Annotated in this window: 17 protein-coding genes; 12 read left to right on the top strand and 5 right to left on the bottom strand. The window is 42.2% G+C overall.

Annotation, left to right across the window (positions count from 1 at the left end; all coding sequences use genetic code 11):
- The first annotated feature begins 28 nt into the window (after positions 1–28).
- Positions 29–526 carry a hypothetical protein gene (locus tag QJS82_RS09075; RefSeq protein ID WP_281490278.1) on the top strand — a complete coding sequence of 166 codons (498 nt, stop codon included), beginning with the start codon at positions 29–31 and terminating at the stop codon, positions 524–526.
- A gap of 121 nt (positions 527–647) precedes the next feature.
- Here QJS82_RS09075 and QJS82_RS09070 read toward each other — a convergent pair whose 3' ends face one another.
- On the bottom strand, positions 648–1,418 hold the full coding sequence (locus tag QJS82_RS09070) for a DUF3108 domain-containing protein (protein WP_201562598.1): 771 nt from the start codon (positions 1,416–1,418) through the stop codon (positions 648–650).
- Positions 1,419–1,983: 565 nt separating this feature from the next.
- Here QJS82_RS09070 and QJS82_RS09065 point away from each other — a divergent pair.
- A complete protein-coding gene (locus QJS82_RS09065) occupies positions 1,984–2,274 on the top strand; it encodes a co-chaperone GroES (protein WP_010196840.1) in 291 nt (96 codons plus the stop codon).
- Positions 2,275–2,416: 142 nt separating this feature from the next.
- Positions 2,417–4,066: a chaperonin GroEL gene (gene groL / locus QJS82_RS09060; protein WP_281490277.1), complete on the top strand. Its 1,650-nt coding sequence runs from the start codon at positions 2,417–2,419 to the stop codon at positions 4,064–4,066.
- A gap of 207 nt (positions 4,067–4,273) precedes the next feature.
- On the opposite strand, the gene yaaA is transcribed toward groL, so the two are convergent.
- The gene (yaaA, locus tag QJS82_RS09055; RefSeq protein WP_281490276.1) at positions 4,274–5,074 is read right to left on the bottom strand and encodes a peroxide stress protein YaaA; all 801 of its coding nucleotides are present in this window, start codon (positions 5,072–5,074) and stop codon (positions 4,274–4,276) included.
- Between the two features lie 501 nt (positions 5,075–5,575).
- Between yaaA and QJS82_RS09050 the strand changes: the two genes are divergently transcribed.
- The 6 genes from QJS82_RS09050 to QJS82_RS09025 all read left to right on the top strand — a co-directional run bounded on the left by QJS82_RS09050 (position 5,576) and on the right by QJS82_RS09025 (position 10,394).
- Positions 5,576–6,733 (top strand): NAD(P) transhydrogenase subunit alpha, encoded by a 1,158-nt coding sequence (locus QJS82_RS09050; protein ID WP_281490275.1) that lies wholly within the window; start codon positions 5,576–5,578, stop codon positions 6,731–6,733.
- 116 nt (positions 6,734–6,849) lie between these two features.
- On the top strand, positions 6,850–7,197 hold the full coding sequence (locus QJS82_RS09045) for a proton-translocating transhydrogenase family protein (protein WP_201625636.1): 348 nt from the start codon (positions 6,850–6,852) through the stop codon (positions 7,195–7,197).
- Between the two features lie 14 nt (positions 7,198–7,211).
- Positions 7,212–8,591 (top strand): NAD(P)(+) transhydrogenase (Re/Si-specific) subunit beta, encoded by a 1,380-nt coding sequence (locus tag QJS82_RS09040; RefSeq protein WP_201619981.1) that lies wholly within the window; start codon positions 7,212–7,214, stop codon positions 8,589–8,591.
- Between the two features lie 290 nt (positions 8,592–8,881).
- Positions 8,882–9,421, top strand: coding sequence for an acyl-CoA thioesterase (locus QJS82_RS09035; protein ID WP_281490274.1), 540 nt, complete (start codon positions 8,882–8,884; stop codon positions 9,419–9,421).
- A 174-nt stretch (positions 9,422–9,595) separates the two neighbouring features.
- Positions 9,596–9,805: a Fe-S cluster assembly protein IscX gene (gene iscX, locus QJS82_RS09030; protein ID WP_011279849.1), complete on the top strand. Its 210-nt coding sequence runs from the start codon at positions 9,596–9,598 to the stop codon at positions 9,803–9,805.
- Between the two features lie 88 nt (positions 9,806–9,893).
- Positions 9,894–10,394 (top strand): GyrI-like domain-containing protein, encoded by a 501-nt coding sequence (locus QJS82_RS09025; RefSeq protein WP_281490273.1) that lies wholly within the window; start codon positions 9,894–9,896, stop codon positions 10,392–10,394.
- Positions 10,395–10,757: 363 nt separating this feature from the next.
- Here the strand turns inward: QJS82_RS09025 and QJS82_RS09020 are convergent, their stop codons facing one another.
- The 3 genes from QJS82_RS09020 to QJS82_RS09010 all read right to left on the bottom strand — a co-directional run bounded on the left by QJS82_RS09020 (position 10,758) and on the right by QJS82_RS09010 (position 13,291).
- Positions 10,758–11,063 (bottom strand): hypothetical protein, encoded by a 306-nt coding sequence (locus QJS82_RS09020; RefSeq protein WP_281490272.1) that lies wholly within the window; start codon positions 11,061–11,063, stop codon positions 10,758–10,760.
- A 176-nt stretch (positions 11,064–11,239) separates the two neighbouring features.
- Complete coding sequence (gene dapE / locus QJS82_RS09015; RefSeq protein ID WP_281490271.1) at positions 11,240–12,445, bottom strand: succinyl-diaminopimelate desuccinylase; 1,206 nt, start codon at positions 12,443–12,445, stop codon at positions 11,240–11,242.
- 90 nt (positions 12,446–12,535) lie between these two features.
- Complete coding sequence (locus QJS82_RS09010) at positions 12,536–13,291, bottom strand: 2OG-Fe(II) oxygenase (RefSeq protein ID WP_281490270.1); 756 nt, start codon at positions 13,289–13,291, stop codon at positions 12,536–12,538.
- 140 nt (positions 13,292–13,431) lie between these two features.
- Between QJS82_RS09010 and QJS82_RS09005 the strand changes: the two genes are divergently transcribed.
- The 3 genes from QJS82_RS09005 (at position 13,432) to QJS82_RS08995 (ending at position 16,205) form a co-directional block, all read left to right on the top strand.
- Positions 13,432–14,307 carry a 23S rRNA (adenine(2030)-N(6))-methyltransferase RlmJ gene (locus tag QJS82_RS09005; RefSeq protein WP_201562574.1) on the top strand — a complete coding sequence of 292 codons (876 nt, stop codon included), beginning with the start codon at positions 13,432–13,434 and terminating at the stop codon, positions 14,305–14,307.
- A 10-nt stretch (positions 14,308–14,317) separates the two neighbouring features.
- Positions 14,318–15,190, top strand: coding sequence for a CDP-diacylglycerol--serine O-phosphatidyltransferase (gene pssA / locus QJS82_RS09000; protein ID WP_281490269.1), 873 nt, complete (start codon positions 14,318–14,320; stop codon positions 15,188–15,190).
- Positions 15,191–15,863: 673 nt separating this feature from the next.
- A complete protein-coding gene (locus QJS82_RS08995; RefSeq protein ID WP_281490268.1) occupies positions 15,864–16,205 on the top strand; it encodes a hypothetical protein in 342 nt (113 codons plus the stop codon).
- Positions 16,206–16,497 lie beyond the last annotated feature (292 nt).

Below are 16,497 nucleotides of genomic sequence, written 5' to 3'. Positions count from 1 at the left end.
GCTATCAATTAGGAAATAAATATCTCTCATGGCTACTAACCGCTCCAATCAGGACAATAACACTCAAACACCAACTGAAAAATCAACTCAGTCTAGCAATGCTACTAAGGCGCAAAAACCGATAGCGCCTATTCGTCAGCGGTTGATGGTGACGTGGTTGGTATGGCTGGTTTTTAGATTATTGGCGCTGCCGATTTTAATCAGTGTCTTTAATCCCAGTAATCCAGATATTATCGGCGGTATTGCTTGGCAAGCGCTATGGTTGGTGCCGGCGTTTGTCTTGACGCCATCGGTATTACGTGGACGTTCGCCGTATGCGCTATTGATAGGCAGTATGTTTACCTTGGTTTATCTTGGGGCGAGCGGTGTGGTGCTGTTTACGCGCATCTATGGCAGCAGTTGGGCTGAGATAGTGGTATATCTACTTGATTTTGTGTTATTGCTGGCAATCAATGTTTGGTTATTTATCTTACTAAAACGCCTGCCATCAATGAATAATGTCGTTAAGCAGCCACGTTCTCGCTAGATGAATCTTGGTATCCTGTGTTGTTGTAACCTATATTGATAGCAAGATTGATAGCAAAAAAGCGGCACTCTACTTTAGAGCGCCGCTTTTTTATGTTAGTCATTTATGCAGAAATAATGGCTTAATTAACCTTGGTTAATTCTAAATCCATCTTTTTACCATCGTTAATCTGGCTGACTTTAACCGGTAGATAATCTAAGCTTGGTGCCAACCAAAAACTGGTTGAGCGGCTGTTGTCATCATGGACACGGTCGACACGCACGGTGTCAAAGGTACCTGCTGGCACGGTAATCTTAGTATTACCTGATTTTTTAAACGGCGTTTTTTCTACTTTGTCTTTTTTCGCCATGTAATAGTTGCCAGAGAATTTACCGTTTAGCAAGTCTTGGCGAATTTGCACCTCGAGGCTCAAATCATCAAAGGCTTGCTGCGCCATATTCATGGTGGTCGATTTGCCGCGATAGTTACTTACCACCTTTTTACTGCTTGGATTAAAGTCCAGTTTATGGGTACGACCAACACCTAGTAGCTTATAAGTGGTGCTTGCTTGGGTTGGAACGACATTATTGCCGTTAATGCTAAAGGTACTGTTTTGCGCAGCACTTGCGACACCGGCTACCCGCGCATTGACGTTATATTTCCACGTATTGCCGGCTTTATTTAACGTACGCGTAGCCGTCCCTTTGTATTTGTCTTCAACGGTAAAGCTATAATTGGCGCTTGATGGTTCAATGTTCTTGGCGCTCGCGAGGGTAGGTGCGGTCATACTTAAAGCTCCAATCGCAGCAATGCTCGCCCCAGTGGTTAATGCGGTTAAAAATTTAGATGGGCTGCGTTTCGGGTTATTAGAATCGGTTGCTAGGGATTGTTTATTGTTTAATAAAAAACTCATGGATATTCCTTAATTTGGTTTCAGGCTGTGTTATCAGCTTTTATTTATAGGTCTTGTTATGTGCTCAGTCCTATATATGGTCATACTCTGTTACATTTTCAAGGGCAGCGACAGAGTCAAGCGTTTGGCTAATGTAGTTAATGTTGCTGGTTTTGCTAAATAAAGCAGGCGCAGTAACTTGCTGTAATCTTAGTAAGACGGCGTAAATGAAATAGATAGTAATAACCAAAATGCACTCACGTCTCAGCGCTTACATTTACGGCCGCTATTCGATAGTAAATCCGATGTTTTAGAATAATGCTGAGACCTTTAATAGCATGCAATTCAATCAAATGATTTTTTAAAAACATCATTACTGACTGAATAAGCGACAATGTGCAAAATTCTTGTAAATTTTTGGTCTTTACACTTGAACCGAACTTACCTTGCCCCCACTTTTTGATACAAGCTCAAAGCTTATCTAAAGAATGCTGTTTTTAAGCAGACATTCTGACAGATCTTGGTATTGAGATCATTAATTCAAATAAACCCTTACTTTTAATAACCAACTTTTGGAGTCATATCGATGAACATTCGTCCTTTACATGACCGTATTGTCGTCCGCCGTATAGAAGAAGAAACAAAAACTGCGGGTGGTATCTTACTTCCTGGTTCTGCTCAAGAAAAACCTTCACAAGGTGAAGTGCTAGCAACCGGTAACGGTCAGATTCGTGACAACGGTGAAACTCGCGCGTTAGATGTAAAAGCTGGCGATAAAGTCTTGTTCGGTCAATATGCTGGTCAAACGGTAAAAGTTGACGGCGAAGAGCTATTGATTATGAAAGAATCTGATGTATTGGGTGTGCTTGAAGGCTAATTGTCCACGAGGCAATGTTAGCTAACATTTTTTTGGCTAACAACTTTTAGCTGACACCATTTATACCTCAAGAGCATTTATAAAAAATTTCTTTGAAACATTTAATTGCATTCTCATACTTATAATAGTGGAGTAATTTAACATGGCAAAAGACGTAAAATTCGGCATTGATGCCCGTAAACAAATGATGGACGGCGTAAACGTTCTAGCAAATGCGGTAAAAGTAACGCTAGGCCCTAAAGGTCGTAACGTGGTTATCGATAAGTCATTTGGCGCACCTACCATCACTAAAGATGGTGTTTCAGTTGCCAAAGAAATCGAGCTTGAAAACAAATTTGAAAACATGGGCGCGCAATTGGTGCGTGAAGTTGCTAGCCGTACCAACGATGTTGCTGGTGATGGTACAACGACTGCGACCGTATTGGCTCAGTCAATCTTGCAAGAAGGCATGAAATCAGTTGCTGCTGGCATGAACCCAATGGATCTAAAACGCGGTATCGATAAAGCCGTTCGCGCTGCTGTTGAGCAAATTCATTTGCTATCAACGCCAGCTGATGATTCAAAAGCGATTGCTCAAGTTGGTTCTATCTCTGCTAACTCAGACACCAAAATCGGCGAACTGATTGCCCAAGCGATGGAAAGAGTCGGTAAGCAAGGCGTTATTACTGTTGAAGAAGGTTCAAGCTTTGAAGATACCCTGGAAGTTGTTGAAGGTATGCAGTTTGACCGTGGTTATATCAGCCCATACTTTGCTAATAAGCAAGACAGCTTAACCGCAGAATTTGAAAACCCATATATCTTGCTTGTTGATAAAAAAATTAGCAATATCCGTGAAATTGTGCCATTACTTGAGCAAGTTATGCAGCAAAGCAAACCGTTGCTAATCATCGCTGAAGATGTAGAAAACGAAGCGTTGGCAACGTTAGTTGTAAACAACATGCGTGGCGGCTTAAAAACTTGTGCCGTTAAAGCACCAGGTTTTGGCGATCGTCGTAAAGCCATGCTAGAAGATATCGCAACGCTAACTGGTGGTACGGTTATCTCTGAAGAGATTGGCCTAAGCCTAGAGACTGCTACTTTAGAGCAGCTTGGTACCGCTAAGAAAGTCACTGTTGGTAAAGAAAACACCGTTATCGTTGATGGCGCTGGTAACAAAGCTGACATCGAAAACCGTGTTGAATCTATCCGTCGTCAAGCTGAAGAATCAACGTCTGACTATGATAAAGAGAAGCTTCAAGAGCGTATGGCGAAACTTGCTGGCGGCGTTGCCGTTATCAAAGTTGGCGCTGCGACTGAAACTGAAATGAAAGAGAAGAAAGACCGTGTTGATGATGCGCTACATGCGACTCGTGCAGCGGTTGAAGAAGGCGTTGTCCCTGGTGGTGGTGTTGCCCTAGTTCGTGCGATGAATGCATTGTCTGAACTACGTGGTGATAACGACGACCAAAACGCTGGTATCAATATCTTACGTCGCGCAATGGAAGCTCCATTACGTCAAATCGTCACCAACTCTGGCGAAGAAGCCTCAGTTGTGGTTAACGAAGTGAAGAGTGGTAGCGGTAACTACGGTTACAACGCAGCTTCTGGCGAATACGGCGATATGCTAGAGATGGGTATTCTTGACCCAGCGAAAGTATCACGTTCAGCACTAGAAAATGCGGCTTCTGTAGCAGGCCTCATGCTTACTACTGAAGTCATGATTACTGATTTACCGCAAGGTGATGATGGTATGGCTGGCATGGGCGGTGCTGGTGGAATGGGCGGTATGGGTGGAATGGGCGGCATGATGTAGTTCTATTTCTGCTACAAAGCGATTTCTCTTTGTCAGACGCGCTTAATGTACGATAAGTACTATTTTCGAGCGTCTTCCTCGACAAATCGCTTTTCGCTAGAAGTATGACTTTGTCATAACGTACTTGTTAAACCTAGTTCAAATAAAACCCCGATAGGCTTTGGCTTATCGGGGTTTTTTTATGCAAATTAGATATTGTTTTAAAAATTACTGACTTGCTTCATCCCGTCTAAACGTCCACGTTTTATCATCAGACAACTCATCGATAAAATAATACCCGGCCAAATCAAACTGCTTTAATTGTTCCGCATTGGTCAGCTTATTATCAGCAGCATATTTCACCATCAGTCCACGGGCTTTTTTGGCATAAAAGCTAATCACTTTATATTGACCATTTTTCTCATCTTCAAATCGTGGCGTGATAACTTCTGCATTCAGTGCTTTCTTTTTTATTACTTTAAAATATTCATTAGAAGCAAGGTTAACCAAAACTTTATCATCACTATCTGCCATGCGTGCATTGATAGCGTCAGTCACTGCCTCGCCCCAAAATTCATAGAGATTATCACCGCGCTCATTTTTTAGCTTAGTACCCATCTCTAGGCGATAGGGTTGGATTAAATCGAGCGGTTTTAGCACACCATAAAGCCCTGACAAAATACCCAAATGTTCATTGACGTAAATAGCGGTTTCTTTGTCCATCTGATACATATCAAGACCGCTATAAACATCACCATCGAATAAATAACCCGCCGGTTTGGCGTTGTTATCCGTAAAGGCTTCATTCTCACTCCAAGCCCAGTCTTGATTACGCTTAGCATTCAGCTGCGCCAAATCGTCAGAGATGCTCATCAGCTCTTGCAAATCAATCGGCTCTTTTGCTTTTAGATTTTTCATTAGCACTTGCGAGTGCTCAATCAGCTCGGGCTGACTATAGTAATTGCCAAGATTGACTGGTACTGGATCTTTCTCATTAAGAGATTTGGCAGGGGAAAGTAAAAAATACATAGTTATTCCTTATTTATAATGAGTTAAATGGTGTTCTAATTAAGTGTCAAGTTTTCTTATTATACGGTAGACAGTATTTTATCTTGACTTAGTCGTAGCTGTTTTGTATTTTTAAGCGTCATCGTAGACATATGTCAAATATTAAAACCATTTATGCGTTGGCTCAGAGCTAATAGCTTACAGGCTTTACACGCTTTTGGAAAAAATAAAAGTTTTTAATATAACAATAAAAGTTATGATGATGGTGTAAATACCTAACTTTTTATTTTACTTGTGGGTCATCATTAGACAATGAAAGTTAGCAGACGATATCTCTATAATAAAAAGGCATGATGGCAAAGGCGTCATCATTTATTAAATTGATAATCTTTGGTCTTAAGTGTTAAACCAACCATGACCAAAGATTTTTTTGTCCCCTGTGCTTTTTAAATATGCGTTGAGGGTGTTAAAAGGTAGTCATTAGACGTGAGTATAGTCATTAGACGTAAGTAAGGAGACGGTATGAAAATCGGTGTTATTAGTGCAGATAGCGCAAGTGAAAGTCGGGTAGCGCTAACCCCTGAGGCGGTAAAAAAATTACGTAAACTAGGGTTTGAAGTCATCATTCAGTCAGGTGCAGGTCAAGCAGCATATTATGCTGATGAGCTGTATCAAGCGGCGGGTGCTGACATTGCCAACAGTAGTGCCGAGGTCGTCACACAGTCTCAAATTATTACCACGGTCAACGACTTGCCAGCGACGGTAACTGAGCATTTAACGGCCGGTCAAGTAGTTATCGGTATGCTTGACCCGTATCGCAATAGCCAGCTAGATACTTATGCGGCAAAAGGTGCAACCGCTTTTGCAATGGAGTTATTGCCACGTACCTTGTCACGCGCACAGAATATGGACGTTTTGTCCTCGCAAGCCAACCTTGCTGGTTATAAAGCAGTATTGCTAGCCGCCAACGAATATTCGCGCCCGTTCCCCATGTTTATGACCTCAGCTGGTACGGTTAAACCTGCCAAAGTCGTCATCTTAGGTGTCGGCGTTGCAGGCTTGCAAGCGATTGCAACGGCTAAGCGTTTAGGCGCTGTCGTTGAAGCAAGTGATTTACGTCCGACTGCTCGCGAGCAAGTAGAATCATTAGGTGGTAAGTGGCTTGATGTGCCGATGAGTGCAGAGGAAGCTGAGACAGCTAAGTCTACAGGTGGCTATGCGTGGACGCCATCAGAGCAATACGTCAAAGATCAAGCGGCAGTGGTTGACAAGGCATTAAGCAATGCTGATATCGTCATTACCACGGCGCAAATTCCTGGTCGTAACGCACCGCGTTTGGTGCACGGGGCAACGCTTGCCAAAATGAAAGCGGGCTCAGTGCTCATCGATATGGCAGCTGGTACCGGTGGTAACGTCGAAGGCAGTGTGCCAGATGAAACCATTACCACGGCAAATGGCGTGCGTATCGTTGGTGCGGCAAATATTCCATCGCAACTGGCAGCGCAGTCTTCAGACTTATATGCCAATAACCTTGTCAATTTTATCACCACTTTAATTGCTCCTGCAGCTACAGACGACGCTTCAGTAAATACACTGGCACTAAATTTAGATATGAATGATGAGATTCAAGGGGCGTTAGCAGTGACACATGATAACCAAGTACGCCTTGCTAAACGCTAAGCCTTGAACATCAAGTCTCGACTACCTCATTACCCTACATTTGCCAGACACGAACAAAATTTTAGGAGGATTAGATGATTGCCACTATTTTAGCTGCAGCGCCAGCCGGTGCGGCCATGAGTAGCACACCGTTTGTAGCGATTTTTACCGTATTTGTGCTCGCTATTTTTGTCGGCTACTACGTCGTTTGGGGCGTTACCCCTGCATTACATACACCATTGATGGCGGTCACCAACGCTTTATCAAGTATTGTCATCGTCGGTGCGATGCTACAGACCGTCACTATCGATGGTTCGATGTTCACCCCGACCAGTTTGCTAGGTGCCTTTGCGGTATTTTTAGCCAGTATCAATATCTTCGGTGGTTTTGCTGTGACTGAACGTATGCTTGCGATGTTTAAACCTAAAGTAAAGAAAGCAGCCGCTCTTGAAACTGGGACGACTGAAAGTGGAGGCGATGCATGAGCGATTTAACAAATATGATTGCAGCAAATGCAGATTGGTTTTACTTAATCGGTGCCATTCTTTTTGTCTTAACCTTACGTGGTCTATCTAGTCCAAAAACTGCTATTCGTGGTAACCGCTTTGGTATGGTGGCGATGGCGATTGCGGTAGCAACGACATTTTTCTTAGCTGAAGGTCCTGTGCTGTGGTTAATCATCGGTGCGATGGTGTTAGGTGCTATCGTCGGTATGTGGAAAGCAAAAACGGTCGCCATGACCCAAATGCCAGAAACCGTGGCTTTGATGCATTCATTTGTTGGTTTGGCAGCGGTAGCGATTGCCTTAGCAACCGTACTGCATACTGAACAACAGCATGGCGCGGTTGCCCGTGTTGAATTGTTTATCGGTTGCTTTATTGGTGCGATTACTTTTTCAGCGTCTGTTTTTGCCTTTGGTAAACTGGCAGCAAAAAGCTGGGCGAAGACCTTGGTTGGTAGCTGGGTCAAACCAGTACAGGCGCTGTTATTTATTGCCATGATTGGCTTTGGTATCGTCTACTTTATGACCGATTCATTGCCCGCTTTTTATGCAATGGCAGTGATAGCAGTCATCTTTGGTTGGATGTGGATTGCCCCAATCGGTGGCGGCGATATGCCAGTGGTTGTGTCACTATTGAACTCATTCTCAGGCTGGGCGGCAGCCGGTATTGGTTTTACGCTTGGCAACTCAATGCTCATTATCGCAGGTTCGCTAGTCGGTTCATCAGGTGCGATTTTATCTTATATCATGTGTAAAGCCATGAACCGCTCATTACTCAACGTCTTATTTGGCGGTATGGGCACATCAGCCGTTGCAGCAGGCGGCGATGATGGCGCACCAAAGAACTACAAAGCAGGCTCAGCAGAAGATGCAGGCTTTCTTATGGCCAATGCCAGTAGTGTGGTCATTGTTCCAGGTTACGGTATGGCGCAAGGTCGTGCACAAAACGCGGTCAAAGAATTGTATGAGCTATTAAAAGACGAAGGCGTCAATGTGCGTTTTGCTATTCATCCAGTTGCTGGTCGTATGCCAGGACACATGAACGTACTATTGGCGGAAGCCGATGTACCGTATGATGATATTCTTGAGATGGACGAGATTAACTCTGACTTTGCTAGTACTGATGTGGTCTTGGTCATCGGTGCCAATGACGTTGTTAATCCATCTGCAAAAGATGATCCATCGTCGCCAATCTTTGGAATGCCGATTCTAGATGTTACCAAAGCGCAAACCGTAATGGTTATCAAGCGTTCGATGAATACCGGTTATGCAGGGCTTGATAACAGCTTGTTCTATATGGACAAAACCATGATGATCTTTGGCGATGCTAAGAAAATGGTTGAAGAGATGGTGCGTAGTATCAATGGCGCGCATTAATCTTTAAAGTAAGCGCTTAAAGATAAATTACTAAATCTAAGCTTTGCCATAAAAAAGTCACTGAGGTGGCTTTTTTTGCGTTAAGGTAGCCAGTATTTATATTCAACTATAGTCAAAATATCCTAAAAACGCTACGGTATTGCTGATATCTATTTTTTGTAGCCTCTGTCTGCGCAGGCACAGCAAGCAAGAAAAATTGATATCAGCAGTGTGTGATGTATCGATATTACTTTTCACTCACTATATATGCAATCATGATTAATAAATAATAATAGTTAAGAGATTTCCTTATGAACATGTTGATACGTTTTTTTATTATGGTCAGCTTATTAAAGCAGCAACTTAAACAGCAATCAGCTAGCGAACACCTAAGTGTCGAAATCTTGTCCGCACCAATTGTGCGCCACTATCGAGTATTGCCACATGACATGGGCTTTCGTGATCATCTGCCTAATTATCGCTACTTATCTTTTATTGAATTAAACATCACTAAATGGCTGATGGCATGCTGTCATCAAAAAGGCCTTAAAAATCTCGGCTGGATTATTGCCATGCAAGAAATGGTCTATCTCAAAGAGATTAATTTTCTGAGTAAAATGACGGTAAATAGTACGCTTGTCGGGTGGGATAAAAAATACGTTTATTTTGAAACACGCTTCTTTGTCAAAAATCAGTTGATGGGCGTTGGTATGACTAAGTTTGTATTGACCAATAAAAAAGGTAAGTGTGCGCCAGAGGTATTGGATATGCTTGGTGAGCAGACAAATGAGGTCATTGATTCTTGGAATCAGCATCAAGTAGCGATTAAATCTTCTGAATCTGCTAAATAGAGAAAATAAGCCAAATCAACAAAAGCTCTATAACGAACTTGTCTATAATCAGCTGGCGAATTTTGCTACGATAGGGCTTATTAAATCGTCAAGAAAATCGTCAAGTAAATAACCAGCTTAAATGACCATCAATTCGATGACAATTATAAAATGATGACAAGTTAAGGAGCTACCATGACCCCGCAGAAATTAAAATGGACAGACAGCTTAGATATCGCTATTGAGCTTTACGAGAAATTCCCCGAGACCGATCCGCAATACATTCGCTTTACCGATTTGCATCGCTGGGTGACTGAGCTTGAAGGCTTTGATGATGATCCGCAGCGCTCAAACGAAGGTATCCTGGAAGCTATTCAAATGAACTGGATTGATGAAGCAGATTAGATGCACACTGCAACGTTAATCGTATTAAAACTCATTTTAAATATTTTTTAAACACAAAACAGCATCAATATATAGGATAGGCCGCATTATGACATCAGAAATCAAAGAGCTACCCGAAGCGATAGCGTGCAAAGGTATCAGCGTTCGTACCACCAATAATGCTGAAATTAGCCAGGAAACAGCCAAGTTAGGTCGCTTATGGCAAAAGTTTTATCAAAATCATGCCGGCAATCTTCCTGAGGGCGAAGATATTTACGGTATCTACCATAATTATGAGAGCGATGACTTGGTCGGTGCTTTTGATGTTGTGGCCGGCTGGAAAGTAGATAGCGAGCAAGAGCAGTCAGATAATAGCGCTAGTGCTAAGAATGGCACTCTAGTCAGCGTAGATATTCCTGCAGGTAAGTATTTGGTCTTTTCTGAAGAAGGCAGAATGCCCAACACCGTGATGAACGCTTGGGAAAAAGCGTGGACTTATTTTAATGACCGAAGCTGTGAGCATGTACGAACGTACAATGTTGATTTTGAGCATTATATCGGTGGCAACTTAGAGTATGGGCAAGTAGATCTCTATATTGGTATTGAGTAGAAGTTTTAGAATATAGCTATGATATTTGAAGGTGTTGTAGGGTGGGTTAGCTCAAGCGTAACCCACCAATTGAACAATTATGTATGAAGGTAGATTAAAGCGGTTTAATGATTATGCTTTTTTTAAACACTGTGACTTTAAGACCGGTCAGGACTTCTAAATCTGACTCTAAGCTTTCAAACTCAGATATAGTGAATTTGTTTGGTTAATAGCTGATTGAAAGGCTAAGTTCTGAATCGCCTGAGTAACCAAGAGATTGCAATTTAGCGCCATACCTTTCTACAATACTCGCTACTTCGTTAACATGTTCGTCATTATAAATCGAAAAATTTGCTATCTGATCTTTATTAATTGCTGATAGCTCTAGCTTCCCATTTCTTGAGTTAGCTTGCTGTCTTGAATATTAATTACTACAGGAGTGCCTATTAATTTTGATAATTTTTCTGTCAGTTGTAGATGCCTAGCTGCTGATATGTCGGCATTCAAGACATAAACATCAGCTACTGCTATGACTCCTGTATCTGAATAAGCAAGCCCTTGCAATTCACCGCCATAATTTTCGATAATACGTTTTATTTCATTAACTTGTTCATCTCTATTGAATGTAGACCATTGTGTTTTAGCTGCAGAATTAGCTGGAAAGTTGACTTCGCTTTGCGGCGTTTGCACTTTATCGAGATCATTACTCTTCTCTGGTTCAGTTAGTTTTTCAGAAACTACCTTTTCGGCATATATTTCAGGCTACATTTTTTTGATATTGTCACAACCACTGACTACTAAACTAAAGCTTACGAGTACCAAAAGTAAATGAGGTTTATTGATTTTCATAACCGCTTTCCTATAGATTACTTATCACCTAATAACAAATTCTCTAAAATCCCTTCATAAATCTGCGCCAACTTTCCTAAGTCGTCTACTTCAACTTTTTCATCGACCTGATGAATCGTTGCATTACGCACGCCAAGCTCAACGACTTGCGCACCTGTTGGCGCGATAAAGCGTCCGTCTGAGGTACCGCCTGATGTAGATAATGTGGTATCAACATCGGTCACAGATTTAATCGCTTGCTGGCAGGCTGATACGAGCTTTCCTTCAGGGGTTAAAAACGGCTGACCGGATAATTTCCAGTTAATATCATAACTGGCTTTGCTATTCTCAAAATATTTATCGAAGATAGCATGGGTTTTTGCTTTTAGCTCATCTTCGCTTGTTTCTGTCGAAAAGCGAAAATTAAAAATAACTTTTAGTGTTTCAGGAATAACGTTGGTCGCGCCTGTGCCACCATTAATATTAGAGACTTGCAGGGAAGTCGCAGGGAAATACTCATTACCATTATCCCAAGTCGCTGCTGTCAGATCCGCTAAAGCTGCCATCGTTGCATGTATCGGATTGCAAGCCAAATGCGGGTAGGCAACATGACCTTGTTTACCCGTGACGGTAAGCTCTGCGCCCAATGAGCCGCGGCGACCATTTTTAATGATATCGCCAAGCGTGTCGGTACTTGATGGCTCGCCAACGAGGCAATAGGTAATTTTCTCATTTCGTGCCTCCAAGGTTTCAATGACTTTGACCGTGCCATTGATGGAGGGACCTTCTTCATCTGAGGTGATTAAAAAAGCAATAGAGCCATTGTGCTCTGGATAATTAGCGACAAAACGCTCGGCGGCAACGGTAAAAGCAGCAATACCGGTTTTCATGTCAGCTGCACCGCGCGCCCATAAACAACCATCGGCAATGGTTGGCGTAAATGGCGGATAGGTCCAATTATTTTCATCACCTGTAGGTACGACGTCGGTATGACCAGCAAAACAAATAACGGGATCAGTTTTGCCACGGCGCGCCCATAAGTTTTTGACTTCAGCGTGTTCGCCTTTCGCCTGTCTATCACCGTAATACATAAACTCACAATCAAACCCTGCTTGTTGCAAGCGCTCTGACAATATATCTTGGCAGCCATCATCATCTGGTGTGACCGAAGGACGCTCAAGTAGGGCGATACTTAACTCTAATGTTGCTTGTTGATGAGTTGGATGTTTATTAAAGTCAGACATGAATAGACCTTTATTATAAATTAAGATGATAAGCTTTTAGTACTAAACGCCAAGATAGAAGCAGTCGTTGCTTTTGATAGATTATGAATTTTAAATATTGTCTTCAACAAAAGGCACCAGACCATCACGGCGCATCCAAGTCGCGATAGAATAACGCTGACGATAAGCGATTTGCACCTGATGTTGTAGGTCGCTATCAAATATGACCAGTCGATTGGCAACTGGCATGACATTATGATGGACACCGTGCTTATCGACGACTTCTAAAGCGCCGCCATCACTAGCTGTCCATTCATCATTAAGATAAAACACCGCCGAAATAACGCGTTCATCACGACCAGCCGGATTGTCACTATGCCATTGATAGCCAAAGCCCACCGGATAACAAGCGTAATGTGCTTCACTATGGCGAATACCAGCGAACAAGCTGCGATTAAACAGCATGCCAAGCGCATTAATGCTTTGTAGATAGAAGTAACCAGCAAAAAAGTTCTCAGTAATCCAGCGAATTCTATCACCGCGAATATCGCTGACCCGAATACCAGCCGTCAGCTCTGCGTCACGGTAGTCGATAAAACCGCTTTCCGCTTGCAAGGCTAATAGTGCTTTATTCTCAAACACTTCATCAATAATCATCCAGCCATCATCTACAAATTTATCCAGCTGTTTATCGGTCAGCTTATCTTGCCAAGCGACATCAAAGTCTGATAACTCTAATACGTGCTGAGTCGGCGGCTTTTGGTTATCGTCGCCATTATGCGGAAACAGTAATGGTGGGTTATCCTGTCCAATCGGATTATCGACGACTAACTTTGTCACCTCAAGATTGCTAATAATCTGCGTCATTTTGTCTCGCCGTTATCAATAAACATGCCATTCGCTGTCCATACACAGCCAATCCATGCCTTTTTACCAAAACCATCGTTATCTTTTACCCTGTCTATGCTACCATAGATGCAATTTTTCTTATTTAAACTTTTGATCTTATGAATTATAAACACGCCTATCACGCTGGTAACTTTGCCGATGTCGTTAAACACATTTTATTGGTACAACTACTGAATCAATTGGGGCAAAAAAACAAACCTTTTTATGTGCTGGATGCTTATGGCGGTCGTGGACTGTATTCGCTCGGCAGTGAAGAGGCGCGCAAAACAGGTGAAGCCAAAGGCGGTATCCAAGCTTTGGTAAAAGCTGATGTTGAAAAAGCACCGACGGCAGTCAAAGACTATATGGAAGGCATTAAGCAAGCCCGTTTCACTTATGACAAAAAAGTCTATCCCGGCTCACCGTGGTGGATTGCTCATCATGTCGAAAAAAATCCTGACGCTGGCGTACGCGGTGAAGCGTTTGAAGCCAAAGCTAGCGAATATGATGCCTTAAATTATCAGCTGCATAAATTGCCGATTGGCATTCATCATCGCAATGCCTTTGAAGGTATCGCTGCCGTTATTCCACCAAAAGAGAAGCGCGGTCTGATTTTCCTTGATCCTCCTTACGAGCAAGAGCATAAAGACTTTACCCGCCTGATTAATCTATTGGTCGCCTCTTATGAGAAATGGCCACAAGGCACTTATGCGTTATGGTATCCGATTAAAAATATCGAAGCGGTTGAGCTGTTCTATAAAAAGCTTAAGCGTACTGAGATGAGACGTCAATTGGTCTGCGAGCTCAATATTTATCCTAATGATATTGCTGTCGGTCTTAACGGTACAGGTCTACTGGTTATCAATCCGCCTTGGCAGTTTGACAATCATGCGCGTGAGATATTGCGTTTCTTACAGCCGGTATTAAAAGTTGAAGATGCGCCAGACTTGTCTGCAGACAGTGCGACCAATGTGCGCTGGCTAGTTGGCGAATAAGGATATCGTTATGAATGACGGTTTGGTAAAAGAGCCACTATTACAAGATAGCGCCGCCACTCAGCCCCCTTTTGTTGATGAGCATGAGTTCAATATTCGCCTCGCAGATAATGACAATTATGATGGCCTAACCTTTGAGGTGATTGAAGCAGAAGTTGCAGAAGGCAAGCGTGTGGTCAGTCGCGGTGTGTATTTAGCGCCCAATCTCATCACAACCTTATCGTTACTATCGGGTTTTTATTCTATTTTAGCCAGTACCCAAGGCGAGTTTTATAAAGCATCACTGGCGATTTTTTTATCCGCCATTCTTGATGGCGCTGACGGGCGGGTCGCGCGTATGCTTAATGCGCAAAGCCCTTTTGGCGAGCAGTATGATTCACTTGCTGATATGCTGGCCTTTGGCGTTGCACCTGCCATTTTAATTTATAGCTTTGCTTTAGAGCCTTTAGGTCGTGTCGGGTTAGGGTGTGCATTTGTCTTTACTGCATGTGCCGCTTTCCGCCTCGCGCGTTTTAACGTTCAAGTTGGCATTGTCGATAAGAAGTACTTTGTCGGTTTAGCAAGTCCGCTTGCTGCTATCTTAGTCACGGCAGCGGTCATGGTTGCGGTCGATCATAACGAATGGATCGGACAATACGATAATGCCGTCATGTTCTTATTTGCTGCGTGGGTCGTTATCTGCGGCTTATTGATGGTCAGTAACGTCAAATATTATAGCTTTAAAGAGTTCGATAAAAAGAAAGTACCTTTTGTGGTGCTTATCATTGGCGTATTGGTTATGAGTATCATTTTATATGATATCCCTGTGGGCATCTTAGCCATTGGTATCATCTATGCGTTATCAGGTATCTTTACCACGCTAAAAAGCAAAGCCACCAGTTAACGCTATGATTGCTTTATAGTAGATGTTAGCTTAAGACATGCACATACAAACCGCTTATTTTTTAATAGGCGGTTTTTATTTGCGTGCTAGGGTGGTGAGTTGCATACCAATATACGGCTCTAATAGAGATAATCATAACCACTGAGATGGTTATAATAAAAAGACACAAATAATACTTGATTGGAGTTATTATTAAAATAATTCAAATATGTTATTGTATGGTATAGCTATATAAACATTATATGACTAGGGCGTGTCCTCATTTTAAAAATGGTGATAAAAATGAGATAAATTGTAGCCAAACAAGGAAAATAGTGCAGTTAATATCGGGATATTACCAAGCTATTTGACGAAGTTTGGCAAAATTTAGCCATTTTTAGACCATTTAGATGTCCATCGATTGAATTGAGGACACGCCCTAGCCTTTTTATAATGCTATTTGATAATAAATGTCGAGGTTATTATGCTGAACTTAAATAGTTTTAATCATCTATTGCCGGTCTCAAATACCTCAACACACTTGATAAGAGGTTTGATAGCGAGTGCTTTACTTTCATTATCACTGGTTTCAGCATCTTTACATGCCAATGCTAGCAACTCAATAAGTCCCATATCTCGGGCTGAAGCTGCAAATCCAGCCAACTTTAAGTATTTAAGCGTTAATGGCCGCGCAGTGACTTATGCATCAGCGCCGTGTCCTATTAAAACAGGGCTGATCTCTTGTGGTCTTGAAAAGCTCAAACTCATCAATAGCAGTATTAATGAGGTGTCTACGGATTATGATTTGGCGCAAACTTTCTTCTATCCATCAAAAGCCCAGCCCAAGACAGCCGTTGTTGTCATTACCCGTTCAGGTCTCATGGATGATAGTGTTAGCGCAGAACGTTATCGTATTAGCTTTACCTTAAAAGGTGCGCCATCTAAATTAAGTTGGCATTGGGTTCAGTATGGTGTGCAATATCAATGTGTTCGCGGTAACAAAGCAGGGATATGGACGAAGAATCTTTGCCCTTAATAGCGTCTTAAATAGCGTCTTGGATTGATACACAGATTTAGCATTATCAAAAAATCAGAAATAAACCTTCAAACCCCTTGACCCCCATCCTAAACCGCGTATAATGCCACCCAGTCGGAAGGGAAGGCGGATTGGAAAGTGGATTACCACTGATTACCAATAGCGGGTTTTAACCAAGCTACTACTTAATCATCCAGTCCAGAAAATTCATTTTAGATTAACCTAGTTTAAAATAAAATAATTTACCTCTTGACTTACTGATTTAAACGTCTATAATACGCACCTCATTAAG

The organism is Psychrobacter maritimus, from assembly GCF_029953575.1.
Classification (GTDB): Bacteria; Pseudomonadota; Gammaproteobacteria; order Pseudomonadales; family Moraxellaceae; genus Psychrobacter; species Psychrobacter maritimus.
The sequence above is the reverse complement of the archived record's forward strand: the minus strand, read 5'-3'. Positions and strand labels throughout refer to the sequence as shown.